The sequence below is a fragment of the Buttiauxella sp. AC142 genome (assembly GCF_979253435.1).
The window spans coordinates 2239740-2254094 of record NZ_CEEDCH010000001.1; the positions used below are offsets into that span (position 1 = coordinate 2239740).

The following is a 14355-nucleotide window of genomic DNA, read 5'->3' on the forward strand; positions in this document are numbered from 1 at the left end:
GTTAATAATCACAACTGGGAAATGATTAGCGTTATGACTCCTTTTTTCCGGTTTTAACTCACGGAAAGTCACCAATCTAAAGGCGAAGATTCAGATTTCTCACATCTTCTGCAAAAACAATGTCTTTTACTCACGGTTGTCACTTTAAGATCGGTTTTATATTGCTAATATAAATAAGAGACTGGCACGCTATGTCGGCCCCGTTCAGGAGAGAGCATGAAAGACGATTTGGAGCAGAATCTGCTCTACCGTTATTTAGGGACAACCAGCCCATACTGGCGTTTGCCGAACGATAGCAATGCGTTGCAATTAGCAGCAAGCGAAAGTTCAGACGTCAGCCAGGTCGTCGCTCTTGAGCCAGAGCAGGCAGACCAAATCCGCCAGATGACGGTTATCACCTCCAGCGTCACGCTCTCTATTTCACTGTTCGGCAGTGAGGTTTCTGTGCATTTGGTGGGGCGCAAAGTCTCGAAGAAAGAGTGGGCTGGCACGGCATCCGCCTGGAATGACACCCCTTCTGTCGCGCGCGATTTGGTTCAGGGACTCTCCTTTGCCGAGCAGGTCGTTTCCGAGGCAAATTCAGTCATCGTGATTCTTGACCGCCTGGGGAATATTCAGCGTTTTAATCGCTTGAGCGAAGAATATACCGGACTGAAAGAACAAGAAGTCATTGGCCAAAACGTCTTTAAACTTTTTATGAGCCGCAGCGAGGCTGCCGCTTCAAAACGAAATATCAGCGGCTTCTTCCGTAACGGGAATTCTTATGAGGTCGAGCGTTGGGTAAAAACCCGTAAAGGCCAGCGCCTGTTTTTGTTTCGCAATAAATTCGTCCACAGTGGCAGCGGCAAAAACGAAATCTATCTGATTTGCTCGGGTACTGACATTACCGAAGAACGCCGCGCTCAGGAGCGACTGCGTGTTCTGGCGAATACCGATACCATCACTGGCCTCCCCAATCGCAATGCCATCAACGATTTAATCACTGCTGCCATTGAGAATCACGCTGATACTCAAGTGGGCATTGTTTATCTTGATCTCGATAACTTTAAAAAAGTGAATGACGCCTACGGGCACATGTTCGGCGATCAGCTGTTACAGGCGGTGTCGCTGGCCATTCTCAGTTGCCTTGATGAAGGGCAGATTCTGGCGCGCCTCGGTGGCGATGAGTTTATCGTTCTGGCAACGGATACTTCTCAGGCGGCACTTGAAGCCATGTCGTCTCGTATTCTGACTCGCCTGAAACAGCCATTCCGCATTGGGCTGATTGAGGTTTACACCGGTTGTTCATTAGGGATTTCGCTGGCACCACAGCATGGTGAAGATAGAGAAAGTGTTATCCGGAATGCCGATACCGCGATGTACACCGCCAAAGAAGGCGGCCGCGGTAAATTCTGCGTGTTCTCGCCCGAGATGAACCAGCGCGTTTTTGAATATTTGTGGCTCGATACCAACCTGCGCAAAGCGCTGGAGAACGACCAACTGGTGATTCATTATCAGCCGAAAATGACCTGGCGTGGTGAAGTCCGAAGTCTGGAAGCGCTGGTGCGCTGGCAATCACCAGAGCGCGGGTTAATTCCGCCGCTGGATTTTATCTCTTACGCCGAAGAATCGGGTTTGATTGTCCCGCTTGGCCGTTGGGTGATGTTGAGTGTGGTTCAGCAAGTGGCGAAATGGCGCGATAAAGGCATTAATTTGCGCGTTGCGGTGAACGTTTCTGCACGCCAGTTAGCCGATCAAACTATCTTCAGCGACCTCAAGCAAGCGCTGAAAGATCTCAACTTTGAGTACTGCCCGATTGATGTGGAACTGACCGAAAGCTGTCTGATTGAAAATGAAGAACTCGCCCTTTCCGTTATCCAGCAATTCAGCCGTTTGGGTGCGCAGGTACATCTGGATGATTTTGGAACCGGTTATTCTTCACTGTCTCAGCTTGCGCGCTTTCCAATAGATGCGATTAAACTCGACCAAAGTTTTGTTCGCGACATTCACAAACAATCAGTATCGCAATCACTGGTGCGAGCCATCGTTGCCGTTGCGCAGGCACTGAATTTACAGGTGATTGCTGAAGGTGTTGAAAACCAAAAAGAAGACGCCTTTCTGACTAAGAATGGCGTCAACGAACGGCAGGGTTATTTATTTGCTAAACCGATGCCCGCTGCCGTATTCGAGCGTTGGTTAAAGCGATATCTCGCCAGAACAGCGCGATAGTTTGATCTAGCCAGGCAAGCCTGGCTATTTCCTTTTTGCAAAGACCTCTTTAGCAGCAAATATCCCATTCAGTGCGCAAGGAAACCCCGCGTAAACTGCCATCTGCATGATCACTTCAATGACTTCCTGCTCTGTACAGCCGACATTAAGCGCACCTTCGATATGCACTTTGAGTTGTGGCGTGGCGTTACCCAGTGCGGTAAGTGCGGCAACCACCGCAATTTCACGGGACTTTAAATCCAGCCCCGGCCTTGAATAGATATCGCCAAAAGGAAATTCAATCAGCAGGCGGGCAAAATCTGGCGCAATGTCGCTCAGGCTGTTGATGACGTGTTCCCCGGCGTGACCGTCCACTTCTTTTAATTTCGCAAGCCCACGTAAATAGCGTTCATTTTCCATTTTTCATTCCTTAACGTTGTGTGATGAACGCACTGTAAATTCTGCCGGGCTATGCATCCAATACCCTTTTTGTGATACCTTTTTGGTATGAATGAATCTATAGATTTACGCCAGTTTCGTTACTTTCTCGCGGTATGTGAAGAGCTCAACTTCAGCCGCGCCGCATTGCGTCTGCATATTTCGCAGCCACCGTTAAGCAGGCAGATTCATCAGCTCGAAGAGCAGCTCGGTGTTCAGTTGTTTAATCGCCATAAGAGTGGCGTAACGCTTACTGAGGCCGGCACGGCATTTTTACCCGAGGTTAAAAAGACGCTACTTCAGGCGGAAAAAGCCATTGCTGTCGCCAGATCGAAACGGAGCACTGATGCCGGTAAATTTATCATTGGCTACACCACCGTGTTCGAACGAAGCGCAATCCCTGATGTGACAAAAGAGATGCAGCAGCGTTTTGCAGACTGGCAAATTCTCTCAAAAGGAAATTATTCAGTTAATCTGGTTCGCGAAGTGAAGAACGGCACAATGGATGTAGCGTTTGTGGGTTTGCATACCGAAACGCAGGATCTGGCGGTTGAGAAAATTATCGACGATCCCCTCGTTGTGGCTTTACCTGCGGGTCATAAGCTTGCCGCCAGACGCAGTATTTCTTTTGATGACCTGCGCGAAGAGCCGATGTTTTGGTTTGAGCGGCGCATGAATCCCGGCTTTTATGATCATTGTCAGACGTTTTTCCAAAGCATCAATTTTAAGCTAAACGCGATTGCAGAGCCGCCAGATCACCACATCATGCTGGGGCTAATTGCCGAAGGCAAAGGCATCGCTTTGGTTCCATCCTCTTTGCAGTGCATCAAACGGCAAGGCGTGGTTTTTCGCAAGTTGAAGGAAGACACGAAGCGTTTGTCGATGGGAATTGCTGTCGCATGGTCGAAGGAAAACCTGTCCCCTGCGTTGCTCTTTTTCCTTGAGCTGGTTCGGGCACGGAAACAATAGGTTGAGTGAAAGAAGACGCCTTCTTTGCGAGAATGGCGTCAACAGATGGCTAAGTCAGAAGTTAACTAAACCATTGCCCGCGGCCATATTAGAGCGTAAGTGGCGCGGTTAGCTGGCTTTGCGCAACGTCGTCGCACTGTGACGATTTTGCAGTTGTACCAATCTTTCCATATACGCAATGTCCTTCGGTTCAAGGCAAAAAGCAGCATCAACCCAGTCCTCGGTGATATCCATTAATTCCGCTCGCGGCAACTGCAAAACACGCTGACGGGCACGCAGCATAGCGCGCACACCGTTCAGTTTGGGTTGCAGGGTATCAATAAACGTCCGGGTCGCGAGATAACCCTGGCCGGGTTCGAAAAGCTGATCCACCAAACCAAATTGCTCGTACCATTCGGCGGTGTGTGACTCCCCTTTATAAATCAGCTCTTCTGCCAGTTTCATACCTGAACGACGTGCAACCAGCGAATAAGCGCCCATTCCGGGGAACAGATTAAAGGCAATTTCAGGGAAGCCGAGGCGAGCATCTCGTTGCGCCAGAATAAAATGGTGCGCGAGTGCTGCTTCAAAACCGCCGCCTAATGCACTGCCTTCAACCATAGCCAGGCTAATTGCACCGCTATCGAAACCGCGAGAAGCCGCATGAACGCAATCGACGCAAGCCCGCGCATAAGCACGCAGTGCCTCACGCTGGCCTTGTTGAATGGATTCAACAAAGAATCCTAAATCGCCGCCTGTGTTATACATCCCCTGAACCAGTGAGCCCGTCACCCAAAAATCAACGACAAATCCCTCCTGTTGAACCAGGTAACGCAGGTTCATAATTTCTTCAATCAGCTTGTGATTAAAGCAAGGGCGTGGCTGTGCACCGAGCATCATCCACACGGTGCGGCGTTCAGCTTCGTAATATCCTGACAATTGCGTGAATCGAGAAGTATCCGTGAACAATTTGCAAGTCGGTTGGTTAATCACTGTCATTATCTTATCCTCATGTTATGAAAGCGCGTTACACGCAGGATCAGACTAATCCACTACCGCTTATGTATGAATGTGTGGGGGAATTTAATAATTATTACTTATATATTGTTCGATAATTGATTGATGAGTAAGGCTAAAAAAGCGCGTCTGCGCCTTCTCTTTTAGCGCCATTTTTTGCATTATGATGGCAACACTTTTCCAATAATTACAGGATGCACAATGCCTACAGTGGACCCTCTGCAACTCGCAAAACGCATTGATACTGTGCTGGATATTCTGGTGGGTGGCGATCATGCTTCCGCCATTAATAATCTGGAAATTTTAAAAGCGGAATTAATCGCTATTGCGCACGGCGAAGAAGAAAAAGAAAGCGACTTGAAAAAGTCACCCTGGGAGATTTGAGTCTAACGCCGGTATGAACCGGCGCTGCTTTTAAACGATCACTTCAATTTACAAACTCAGTGAACCGAATGCGCCCTGCCAGTCTTTTTCGAAAGTCGCGATGGCGGCATTCACGGCTGGCGTGGTTAACAGCTGTTCAGTCACATCAATCGGTAACGTAATGGCTTCGCAACCGGCCAACAGGCATGACATCGCCTGATGTGGTGTGCGGAAACTGGCGGCAAGCACTTTAGATTGCGGCGCGTGTAACGTCAGCAATTGCTGTAAATCCTGCACCATTTGAATGCCATCCCCGCCCTGCGCATCAAGACGATTCACATATGGCGCAACATATTCAGCGCCCGCCAGCGCGGCTAATAATCCTTGAGCGGCACCATAAACCGCCGTACCCAGCGTTGGGATCCCCAGAACCTTCAATTGTTTCATGGCCGCCAGGCCTTCTATCGTGGTCGGAACTTTGACAACAAGGCCCGGCACGCGCTTAACCAACAACTCGGCCTCTTTCACCATTTCATCAGCCTGTGCGGCAATAACCTGTGCAAACAGTTTACCGTCGCCGCCTAATGCCTCCTGCAACGCAGGCAGCACTTCCCATAGCGAAATACCCGCTTTTGCAACAATGGACGGGTTTGTGGTGACACCTTGCAAAGGCAAAACACGCGCCAGGCGTTTAACTGCGGCTACATCAGCAGTGTCTAAATACAGTTCCATAAGCTCTCCAGACTGGTCATCTATCTCATTGCCGACATCATAGCGTCACTGTCTGTTCTTTATCTGATCAAAATCAATAAAACTTTCATTCGAAAGTAATCTAATTTACGAAAGAAGATTAAGGGCAGGAATATGCTATTTAATATCCAACGTTACTCAACGCATGATGGTCCCGGAATCCGCACCGTGGTGTTCCTGAAAGGCTGCTCATTAGGTTGCCGCTGGTGCCAGAACCCTGAAAGCCGCGCACGTGAACATGATGTGTTGTTTGATGAGCGCCTGTGCCTCACCGGTTGCGAACTTTGTCCGCAGGCAGCACCTCATGCGATTAGCCGAATTGACGACGCGTTGGTTATCGCACGCGAAAAATTAATGGCTGACGATATGGTGACGTTGACGGATTGTTGCCCGACTCAGGCGTTAAGCGTATGCGGTGAAACGCAAAGCGTTGATGCCATTATGCAAAAAGTCCTGCGCGATAAACCCTTTTATGACCGCAGCGGCGGTGGGATTACGCTTTCCGGTGGCGAACCTTTTATGCAACCTGAAATCGCGGAACAACTTCTGAAGAGAAGCAAAGAAGCGGGCATCCATACTGCTGTCGAGTCTTGTCTTCACGTACCGTGGAAATACATCGAGCCGTCCATTGAACATCTCGATTTGTTGCTGGCCGACCTGAAACATGTCGATGCTAAACGCTTTAAACAATGGACCGATGGCAGTGCTGAACGCGTGATGGATAACTTCCGCAAACTGGCAGCCCGCAATGTGGAGATGACCATTCGTGTGCCGCTGATTCCTGATTTTAATGCTGATGAGCAATCTATTCGCGCCATCAGCGATTTTGCCGCCGATGAACTCGGCGTGAAAGCGATTCATTTTTTGCCTTACCACACCTTAGGTATCAACAAATATAAACTCCTGAATCTCCCTTATCTGGCCGCGCAGCAACCTCTTGATGCGCCGGAACTGCTGGAATTTGCCCAGCAGTACGCAAGCCAAAAAGGGATGACCGCCTGGATAAGAGGATAGACTGATGAGACAACTGAACCTGAACACCTTAAGCCAACGCATCAAAGACCATAAAGAAGCCTTGATTCACATTGTGAAGCCGCCGGTCTGTACCGAGCGCGCGCAGCATTACACCGCGATTTACCAGCAGCACCAGGACAAACCGTTGCCGGTGCGTCGCGCTCTTGCCCTCGCCCATCATCTGGCCGAACGCACCATCTGGATTAAGCACGATGAGCTGATTGTTGGTAACCAGGCCAGTCACGTTCGTGGTGCACCGTTCTTCCCGGAATATACCGTGGGCTGGATTGAAACTGAGATTGATGAATTAGGCGACCGCCCAGGCGCTGGCTTCTCTATTTCGGATGCCGATAAAGCAGTAATGCATGAGATTTGCCCGTGGTGGCGTGGCCAGACCGTCCAAGATCGTTGCTACGGCATGTTTACCGACGAGCAGAAAGAGTTACTCGCCAGCGGCATTATCAAAGCTGAAGGTAATATGACTTCGGGTGATGCGCATCTGGCAGTTAACTTCCCGCTCTTACTGGAACTAGGCATTGACGGATTGCGAGCCAAAGTCGCCGAGCGTCGTTCGCGCCTGCATCTGACCGACTGGGAAGATTTGCACAAAGAGCAGTTCCTGAAAGCGATTGATATTACTTTTGTGGCATTAAGTGACCACATTATGCGTTTCGCTGCCCTGGCTAAAGAAATGGCAGGCACTGAACAACGCGAGGCACGCCGTGATGAATTGCTGGCGATTGCTGAGAACTGCGAGCTTATCGCGCATCAAAAACCGGCCTCTTTCTGGCAGGCATTGCAGTTGAGCTACTTCGTGCAATTAGTCTTGCAGATTGAATCTAACGGCCACTCCGTGTCATTTGGCCGCCTCGACCAGTTCTTGTATCCGTGGTATCGCCGTGATGTTGAACTTGAGCAAACCCTGGGTCGCGAGCAGGCCATCGAGCTATTGCAAAGCTGCTGGTTAAAGTTGCTTGAGGTGAACAAGATTCGTTCTGGTTCGCACTCTAAAGCCTCGGCCGGTAGCCCGCTTTACCAGAACGTGACCATTGGTGGACAAAACCTGGTGAATGGTGAGGCTGTAGATGCGGTGAACCCACTCTCTTACGCCATTCTGGAATCTTGCGGACAGTTACGCTCCACACAACCGAACTTGAGCGTGCGCTACCATGCGGGCATGAGCAATGACTTCCTGGACGCCTGTGTTCAGGTCATTCGCTGCGGCTTCGGGATGCCAGCATTTAATAATGATGAAATCGTCATTGAGGAATTCATCAAACTCGGTGTTGCTCGCGAAGATGCCTACGACTACGCAGCCATCGGTTGTATCGAAACAGCAGTGGGAGGCAAATGGGGTTATCGTTGCACCGGCATGAGCTTCATTAATTTTGCCAGGGTGATGTTGGCGGCGATGGAACATGGCCGTGACGCAACCAGCGGTAAAATCTTCCTGCCACAAGAACATGCCCTTTCCGCAGGCAATTTCACCCAGTTTGAACAGGTTATGGATGCCTGGGATACGCAGATTCGTTACTACACGCAGAAATCTATCGAGATAGAATGTGTCGTTGATACGGTTCTTGAAGAGAACGCCCACGATATTCTGTGCTCCGCTCTGGTGGATGATTGCATCGAGCGCGGTAAAAGCATCAAGCAAGGCGGCGCTAAATATGACTGGGTTTCAGGTCTGCAAGTTGGTATCGCCAACCTCGGTAACAGCCTCGCCGCAGTCAAGAAACTGGTGTTTGAACAAGGTACTATTGGACAGCAGCAGTTAGCCGAAGCGCTGGCTAATGACTTTGACGGTTTGACCGGTGAGCAGTTACGGCAGCGTTTGATTAACGGCGCGCCAAAATATGGTAACGATGAAGATGAAGTCGATTTGCTGCTGGCTCGCGCATATCAGACGTACATTGATGAACTGAAGCAGTATCACAACACTCGCTTTGGCCGCGGCCCTATCGGCGGGACTTACTATGCTGGGACATCTTCAATTTCTGCTAACGTGCCGTTTGGTGCCGCAACCATGGCAACACCGGATGGTCGTAAAGCGACAACCCCGCTGGCAGAAGGCGCAAGCCCAGCGTCAGGTACCGACCGTCTGGGGCCAACCGCGGTAATCAGCTCTGTCGGCAAACTGCCAACCAGCAAAATTCTGGGGGGCGTTTTACTGAATCAAAAACTGAACCCAGCAACCCTGGATAACCCGCGTGACCGCGAGAAGTTGATGTTTATGCTGCGTACTTTCTTCGAGGCGCATAAAGGCTGGCATGTGCAATACAACATTGTTTCCCGCGAAACCCTGTTAGATGCCAAACAACATCCTGACAAATATCGTGATCTGGTCGTACGTGTAGCAGGTTACTCTGCTTTCTTTACTGCCTTATCTCCAGACGCTCAGGATGATATTATAGCCCGTACTGAACATACACTTTGATAATCCCGGCGGTGCATTAAGCACCGCCCATAATTGGCTGACATGAACTCCAGACAACAAATAATCTTACAAATGGTTATCGATCAAGGCCGCATGAGTGTGGCCTCACTCGCTAAAACAACCGGTGTCTCAGAAGTGACTATTCGCCAGGATCTTAATCTGCTGGAGAAAAAAAACTATCTGCGCCGTGCTCACGGTTATGCCGTACCGCTGGATAGCGAAGATGTCGAAACGCGGATGATGAACAATTATTCGCTGAAACGTCAACTTGCGGATTTTGCGGCGACACTGGTTAATGACGGTGAAACCATTTTTATCGAAAACGGTAGCTGTAACGCCCTTCTGGCACGCGCTTTAGCCGAGCAGAAAAAGATTACGCTGATTACCGTGAGTAGCTACATCGCCCATCTTTTGAAAGATACTGACTGTGAAGTTGTTTTGCTGGGCGGAATCTACCAGAAGAAAAGCGAAAGCATGGTTGGACCGCTGACGCGCCAGTTTATTCAGCAAGTGCACTTTAGTAAGGCGTTTATCGGCATCGATGGATTCTTGCCGGAAACCGGGTTTACCAGCCGCGATATGATGCGTGCTGATGTGGTGAATACGGTTCTGGAAAAAGGCAGCGAAACCATTGTTCTGACAGACAGTAGTAAGTTTGGAGCTATGCATCCCTACACGCTAGGCCCCATTTCACGCATCAACCGGGTGATTACCGATGATGGTCTTAGCGAAAACGCTACGCAGCAGATTCAGGACAGCGGCGTACAGGTCAATATCGTTAAACAATTCCCCCTCGAATAATGTCATTAAGACTGCCTGCATCGGTTGCGGGCAGTTCTCTTATCAGAATTATCCTGCGCACCCTTTAAGATTATTTACCTGTTGTTATTTACTGTAGAAATTAGAATGTTTATTAGCGATATAACAGGAAGTGATAATCACTGGCGTTATCTTTTAGGTCTTATATCGTCATGCAGTTTCGCGGAGACTTTCTATCAGTTGCCTGAGAACCACTATACTTTTAGAGAAACTTATTTCCGTGAATCAATAATTCAGGAGAAAGTAATATGACCTTAAATAACAAAAAAATTGCTGCCGTTGTGCTGGCCTTGACCGTTGCAATGTCCCTTAGCGCCTGCTCTAACTGGTCCAAACGTGACCGTAACACCGCGATTGGTGCTGGTGCTGGTGCCGTGGGTGGTGCTGTCTTAACTGACGGTAGCGCACTGGGTACATTAGGTGGTGCCGCAGTGGGTGGTATTATCGGCCATCAGGTGGGTAAATAAAGCCTGTTGCCTGTGAAAGCGCAAACGCTTTTAATTTATTATAAATAGCTTTGATATTCAGGTCTGACTTTCAGCAGTCATAATAAAAGGCCACGGTATATTTACCGTGGCCTGATTATTTTCAGCAACTAAATCAACCGCCTGCTAATTTTACTTTCATGCCTTTAGCTTCCAACAGCGATTTAATCAGGTCACGTTTATCGCCCTGAATTTCAATAACGCCATCTTTTAAAGAGCCACCACAACCGCACTTTTTCTTAAGTTCTGCGGCTAGCAGAGTGAGCGTAGCATCATCAGCATCAATTCCGGTGATAAGACATACTCCCTTGCCTTTACGACCTGAAGTCTGGCGCTGAATGCGTACAACCCCATCGCCTTTTTCACGAACCGGTGCCGCCTTAGGTTCGTCAATGCGGCCTGTTTCTGTGGAGTAAACTAAACGGCTGTTATCGTCTTTCATCATGCCCCCTGCTTCAAAGACTGACGGATATCATGCAGCGTCTGAGCTGGATTTGCAGATTGGGTGATCGGGCGTCCAATTACCATAAAATCGACACCTACACTTTGCGCCTGCTGTGGCGTCATGATGCGGCGCTGATCGCCTGCGTCACTTCCAGCCGGACGAATACCCGGAGTAATCAGTTTAAATGCCTGCCCCAGCTCACTTTTGAAACGCGCAGCTTCATGTGCAGAACAAACCACGCCATCTAATCCGCAATTCTGTGTTAAGCGTGCCAGACGCTCAGCATATTCCGCAGGCGTCGAGGTAATGCCGAGATCCGCCAGATCGCTTGCTTCCATGCTGGTCAGAACGGTCACAGCAATTAGAAGTGGTGCATCTTTGCCAAAGGACTGCAATGCTTCTCGCGCAGCACTCATCATGCGCGCCCCGCCGCTTGCATGAACATTCACCATCCACACGCCAAGATCTGCCGCTGCCGCAACCGCGTGAGCCGTTGTGTTCGGGATATCGTGAAATTTCAAATCGAGAAAGACGTCGAAACCACGCTGCTGGATATCACGCACCAGTTGCGGCCCAAACAGAGTGAACATCTCTTTGCCGACTTTCAGACGACAATCGCGCGGATCGATACGGTCAATGAAAGCTAAGGCTTTATCGCGATTATCGTAATCAAGTGCAACAACAATTGGGGAGTCGGTGGCAACACGGGAGGAGGAGGATGCAGTTGAATTCATGGCTAAACCTTCTGACTGTTGGGCACCAGCACGGCGCAAGAGATAAACGGCAAGCATTCTACTCGCGGCGGGAAGAAAATTACAGTTGCCATTGCACTCTGCAAGACACAAACGACTCGGTGCTGAGCTTTATTTCCTGATACTAATTATTAGTATGTTGTAACTAAAGTGCGCGTTTTTTTTATAACGCTACGCCTTCTATGCGTTATTGCCCGTCCAAACCGCGGATCGGTTTAATGGTCGACCATGCCCGGCAAGATGGACAATGCCAGTACATCGTGAAAGCGGTAAATCCACACTTCTGGCAACGATAACGTGGCTTGGTGCGCACTTGCTCACCCACCATGTTTCGCAACACCATCAGGCTTTCCTTCGCACGCCCTTCTTCCGCTTCCTGTAAGTGATAATCCATCAAACGATGGAACACACGCATGGTTGGGTGGCGCTGGAGCTGGCGGTTGATATATATTTGAGCGACTTCAGACCCTTCTTTGTGCTCAAGGATCTCTGCGAGCATCAGTTCTGCCCCTGCGCCGGTATTCTCTTCAACACAGCGTTTTAAGAAGGCTTCCCACTCTTGTGGCTTATCGAGTTGTTGATAGCAAGTCTGGAGCATCTCCAAGGTTTCACTGACTAATTCACTATCTTGATTGATGACGCGTTGTAATGACTCAACCGCTTTTGCATATTCATTTCGAGCCATGAAGATACGGCCCATCATGATAGAAACTCGCGCACAGTTTTTATCGGCCGCTGCCCCTTTTTTCAGCAGTGACATGGCGCGGTCGAGATCGTCGCTCCCCATCAACTGCAAGGCTTGTTCACAATAGAAGTGAGCGATTTCAGTACGCTGTTTATCTTTACCCAGTTTCACCAGACGCTCGGCAACGTCAATAGCCTTTTGCCAGTCGCTGGTCGCCTGATGAATCAGTAATAATTGCTGCAAGGCACCAATACGGAAATCTGTTTCATCGATCAGTTGCCCGAACATATCCTCTGCACGGTCATACAAACCGGCGGCCATGTAGTCACGACCCAATTGCTGAACCGCAAGCAGGCGCTGCTCGTAGGTTAGCGAGGCGCTTTCCATTAATGACTGATGGATTCGGATGGCGCGATCGACTTCACCGCGGGAACGGAACAAGTTACCCAGCGTGAGGTGAGCCTCAACGGTACTGGTGTCCTCTTTAAGCATATCGAGGAATAAATCTACGGCTTTATCTTGCTGGTTAGACAGCAAAAAGTTAACCCCCGCCACGTAATCACGCGACAGGCGGTTGGCTTCTTGTTGCTTGTCTTGATGCGCGCTTCTGCGGCCCATATACCAGCCGTAGAAGGCGGCAACAGGCAACAGCAGAAACAACAATTCCAACATGGCAGGTTATTCCTTCACAGCCGGTACAACCACTGTGGTGGTGTCAGAACCCGTGGTGATTTGCTGTTCCAGGCGTTTGATCTTGCGATCGGCGCGGGCAAGGGAAACACGCAAACGCAGCCAGAACAGACCACAAATCATCCAACCCAGTAAAAAACCCGCAGCAAAAAGAGTCGCCAGCAAGGTGGAGACGCGATACTCGCCTTGTGCCAACAGATAATTGAAATGTACAACCTGATCGTTTTGCGCGCCCAGAGTGACAGAAATCACAAAAATCGCTAGCACCAGTAAGAAAATGAATAAATATTTCACATTACTTCCCGTCATGTGGTCTTACGCGACTAAATTATGCCCTAATGCATTTCCAACGGTATAAACTACCATTTCCCGGTGTTCCGGGGAATCCATTAGCGACGTCCAATTCATAAGAAATGGGGATTAAATCAAGATTCTCAAGGTTCGCCGTCTCGTTCGGCTATTTCCTCATCTTCTTGCCTTGGTGGCGATAGTGGACCGCATAACTTTTGCGCAAGCCAGGTTGCCAGGGTAATTAATATCCAGGAGATTAATGTTGCGACTACCAAATCTCGCGGCCAGTGCATACCGAGCACTAACCGACTCCCCATCACCCCGACTGCCCATACCAGCAACAAAGCAATAGTCCACGTTCTCCTGCGCGGCCACAACAGGCCAACGCCCAGTAATGCCCAACTTGCGGCAAACATTGTGTGCCCGGAAGGGAAAGCAAATCCGGTCTCTTTTTGCCAGTGTTTACGTAGCCAACCAGGCACTTCCGCCTGAGACTCGAGCTGACTTTTAACCAGTTCGCTACGTTGCTTACGCTTTAAATTGTAGAACTCATCTGTTGGAATATGTTGTGTTTTTTCAAGCCATACCACAAAAGGACGAGGTTCTTGAACTTTGTCTTTGATGACGGATTTCACGCCTTGCCCAACAAGAATAGCCGCACCAAGGATGGCAAATAGCATGACTGCCGCTTTTAGGCGGAACCTCAGGCACCATAAAAACCAGGCGCATAAGCAAACATGAGTAATGATGCCCCACGGTTGCGTGACGGTTTCTGTCATCCAATACATCATTTTAAGCCAGGCGCCTTGCGCACCTGGAACCCACTGCCAACCTGAAATCCATACCGCTAGCGGCATGATTAATAGTATTCCGGCTCCAATTGTCGTTCGCTTCGCTATTGCCCGCATCACTTTTCCTTATGCAATTTGAGCATTAAGAATACCCGATAAAGCGCACCGATGGGAAAACGTGGCGTGACTTTAAGCGTAAAAATAGGAGTGAGCCCAGTCAATTAGGCGAAGTGCCCGGCGTTG

The 14355-nt window shown here is 49.4% G+C and carries 15 protein-coding genes; 7 read left to right on the plus strand and 8 right to left on the minus strand.

All coding sequences use genetic code 11. The features are described from left to right. Positions 1–216 precede the first annotated feature (216 nt). Complete coding sequence (pdeR, locus tag AC0IWZ_RS10285; RefSeq protein ID WP_471677396.1) at positions 217–2208, plus strand: cyclic di-GMP phosphodiesterase; 1992 nt, start codon at positions 217–219, stop codon at positions 2206–2208. A gap of 24 nt (positions 2209–2232) precedes the next feature. Here pdeR and AC0IWZ_RS10290 read toward each other — a convergent pair whose 3' ends face one another. Beyond that, positions 2233–2607, minus strand: coding sequence for a carboxymuconolactone decarboxylase family protein (locus AC0IWZ_RS10290; RefSeq protein ID WP_034495641.1), 375 nt, complete (start codon positions 2605–2607; stop codon positions 2233–2235). Positions 2608–2694: 87 nt separating this feature from the next. Between AC0IWZ_RS10290 and AC0IWZ_RS10295 the strand changes: the two genes are divergently transcribed. Further along, positions 2695–3594, plus strand: a complete 900-nt coding sequence (locus tag AC0IWZ_RS10295; RefSeq protein WP_034495644.1) for a LysR family transcriptional regulator — start codon at positions 2695–2697, stop codon at positions 3592–3594. A 108-nt stretch (positions 3595–3702) separates the two neighbouring features. On the opposite strand, the gene AC0IWZ_RS10300 is transcribed toward AC0IWZ_RS10295, so the two are convergent. Beyond that, positions 3703–4572, minus strand: a complete 870-nt coding sequence (locus AC0IWZ_RS10300; protein WP_034495646.1) for a crotonase/enoyl-CoA hydratase family protein — start codon at positions 4570–4572, stop codon at positions 3703–3705. A 219-nt stretch (positions 4573–4791) separates the two neighbouring features. Here AC0IWZ_RS10300 and yciZ point away from each other — a divergent pair, with 219 nt between their 5' ends. Further along, positions 4792–4974 (plus strand): protein YciZ/DeoL, encoded by a 183-nt coding sequence (gene yciZ, locus AC0IWZ_RS10305; protein WP_471677395.1) that lies wholly within the window; start codon positions 4792–4794, stop codon positions 4972–4974. Positions 4975–5022: 48 nt separating this feature from the next. Here the strand turns inward: yciZ and fsa are convergent, their stop codons facing one another. Continuing rightward, positions 5023–5685, minus strand: a complete 663-nt coding sequence (gene fsa / locus AC0IWZ_RS10310; protein WP_172894079.1) for a fructose-6-phosphate aldolase — start codon at positions 5683–5685, stop codon at positions 5023–5025. A gap of 132 nt (positions 5686–5817) precedes the next feature. On the opposite strand from fsa, the gene AC0IWZ_RS10315 reads away from it, so the two are divergent. From AC0IWZ_RS10315 to osmB, 4 genes are all read left to right on the plus strand, one after another. After that, positions 5818–6717: a glycyl-radical enzyme activating protein gene (locus AC0IWZ_RS10315; protein ID WP_471677394.1), complete on the plus strand. Its 900-nt coding sequence runs from the start codon at positions 5818–5820 to the stop codon at positions 6715–6717. A 4-nt stretch (positions 6718–6721) separates the two neighbouring features. Next, the gene (locus AC0IWZ_RS10320) at positions 6722–9154 is read left to right on the plus strand and encodes a formate C-acetyltransferase/glycerol dehydratase family glycyl radical enzyme (RefSeq protein ID WP_471677393.1); all 2433 of its coding nucleotides are present in this window, start codon (positions 6722–6724) and stop codon (positions 9152–9154) included. A gap of 42 nt (positions 9155–9196) precedes the next feature. After that, on the plus strand, positions 9197–9955 hold the full coding sequence (gene yciT, locus AC0IWZ_RS10325; RefSeq protein WP_034495654.1) for a DNA-binding transcriptional regulator YciT: 759 nt from the start codon (positions 9197–9199) through the stop codon (positions 9953–9955). A 266-nt stretch (positions 9956–10221) separates the two neighbouring features. Next, positions 10222–10440 carry an osmotically-inducible lipoprotein OsmB gene (osmB, locus tag AC0IWZ_RS10330; protein WP_034495655.1) on the plus strand — a complete coding sequence of 73 codons (219 nt, stop codon included), beginning with the start codon at positions 10222–10224 and terminating at the stop codon, positions 10438–10440. 133 nt (positions 10441–10573) lie between these two features. Here osmB and yciH read toward each other — a convergent pair whose 3' ends face one another. The 5 genes from yciH to pgpB all read right to left on the minus strand — a co-directional run bounded on the left by yciH (position 10574) and on the right by pgpB (position 14229). Further along, positions 10574–10900, minus strand: a complete 327-nt coding sequence (yciH, locus tag AC0IWZ_RS10335) for a stress response translation initiation inhibitor YciH (protein ID WP_034495657.1) — start codon at positions 10898–10900, stop codon at positions 10574–10576. After that, entirely contained in the window at positions 10900–11637 is a 738-nt protein-coding gene (pyrF, locus tag AC0IWZ_RS10340; RefSeq protein WP_410372880.1) for an orotidine-5'-phosphate decarboxylase, read from the minus strand. Before pyrF ends, yciH begins: the two co-directional genes overlap by 1 nt. A gap of 205 nt (positions 11638–11842) precedes the next feature. After that, positions 11843–13012, minus strand: coding sequence for a lipopolysaccharide assembly protein LapB (gene lapB, locus AC0IWZ_RS10345; protein WP_034495658.1), 1170 nt, complete (start codon positions 13010–13012; stop codon positions 11843–11845). A 6-nt stretch (positions 13013–13018) separates the two neighbouring features. Next, on the minus strand, positions 13019–13324 hold the full coding sequence (locus AC0IWZ_RS10350; RefSeq protein WP_115628451.1) for a LapA family protein: 306 nt from the start codon (positions 13322–13324) through the stop codon (positions 13019–13021). Positions 13325–13464: 140 nt separating this feature from the next. Continuing rightward, a complete protein-coding gene (gene pgpB, locus AC0IWZ_RS10355; protein ID WP_034495661.1) occupies positions 13465–14229 on the minus strand; it encodes a phosphatidylglycerophosphatase B in 765 nt (254 codons plus the stop codon). Between the last annotated feature and the right edge of the window lie 126 nt (positions 14230–14355).

What these genes read in the sequence shown, in the direction of transcription:
- pdeR (WP_471677396.1), top strand. Translation starts at nt 217, where the DNA reads ATGAAAGACGATTTGGAGCAGAATCTGCTCTACCGTTATTTAGGGACA.
- AC0IWZ_RS10290 (WP_034495641.1), bottom strand. Translation starts at nt 2,607, where the DNA reads ATGGAAAATGAACGCTATTTACGTGGGCTTGCGAAATTAAAAGAAGTG.
- AC0IWZ_RS10295 (WP_034495644.1), top strand. Translation starts at nt 2,695, where the DNA reads ATGAATGAATCTATAGATTTACGCCAGTTTCGTTACTTTCTCGCGGTA.
- AC0IWZ_RS10300 (WP_034495646.1), bottom strand. Translation starts at nt 4,572, where the DNA reads ATGACAGTGATTAACCAACCGACTTGCAAATTGTTCACGGATACTTCT.
- yciZ (WP_471677395.1), top strand. Translation starts at nt 4,792, where the DNA reads ATGCCTACAGTGGACCCTCTGCAACTCGCAAAACGCATTGATACTGTG.
- fsa (WP_172894079.1), bottom strand. Translation starts at nt 5,685, where the DNA reads ATGGAACTGTATTTAGACACTGCTGATGTAGCCGCAGTTAAACGCCTG.
- AC0IWZ_RS10315 (WP_471677394.1), top strand. Translation starts at nt 5,818, where the DNA reads ATGCTATTTAATATCCAACGTTACTCAACGCATGATGGTCCCGGAATC.
- AC0IWZ_RS10320 (WP_471677393.1), top strand. Translation starts at nt 6,722, where the DNA reads ATGAGACAACTGAACCTGAACACCTTAAGCCAACGCATCAAAGACCAT.
- yciT (WP_034495654.1), top strand. Translation starts at nt 9,197, where the DNA reads ATGAACTCCAGACAACAAATAATCTTACAAATGGTTATCGATCAAGGC.
- osmB (WP_034495655.1), top strand. Translation starts at nt 10,222, where the DNA reads ATGACCTTAAATAACAAAAAAATTGCTGCCGTTGTGCTGGCCTTGACC.
- yciH (WP_034495657.1), bottom strand. Translation starts at nt 10,900, where the DNA reads ATGAAAGACGATAACAGCCGTTTAGTTTACTCCACAGAAACAGGCCGC.
- pyrF (WP_410372880.1), bottom strand. Translation starts at nt 11,637, where the DNA reads ATGAATTCAACTGCATCCTCCTCCTCCCGTGTTGCCACCGACTCCCCA.
- lapB (WP_034495658.1), bottom strand. Translation starts at nt 13,012, where the DNA reads ATGTTGGAATTGTTGTTTCTGCTGTTGCCTGTTGCCGCCTTCTACGGC.
- pgpB (WP_034495661.1), bottom strand. Translation starts at nt 14,229, where the DNA reads ATGCGGGCAATAGCGAAGCGAACGACAATTGGAGCCGGAATACTATTA.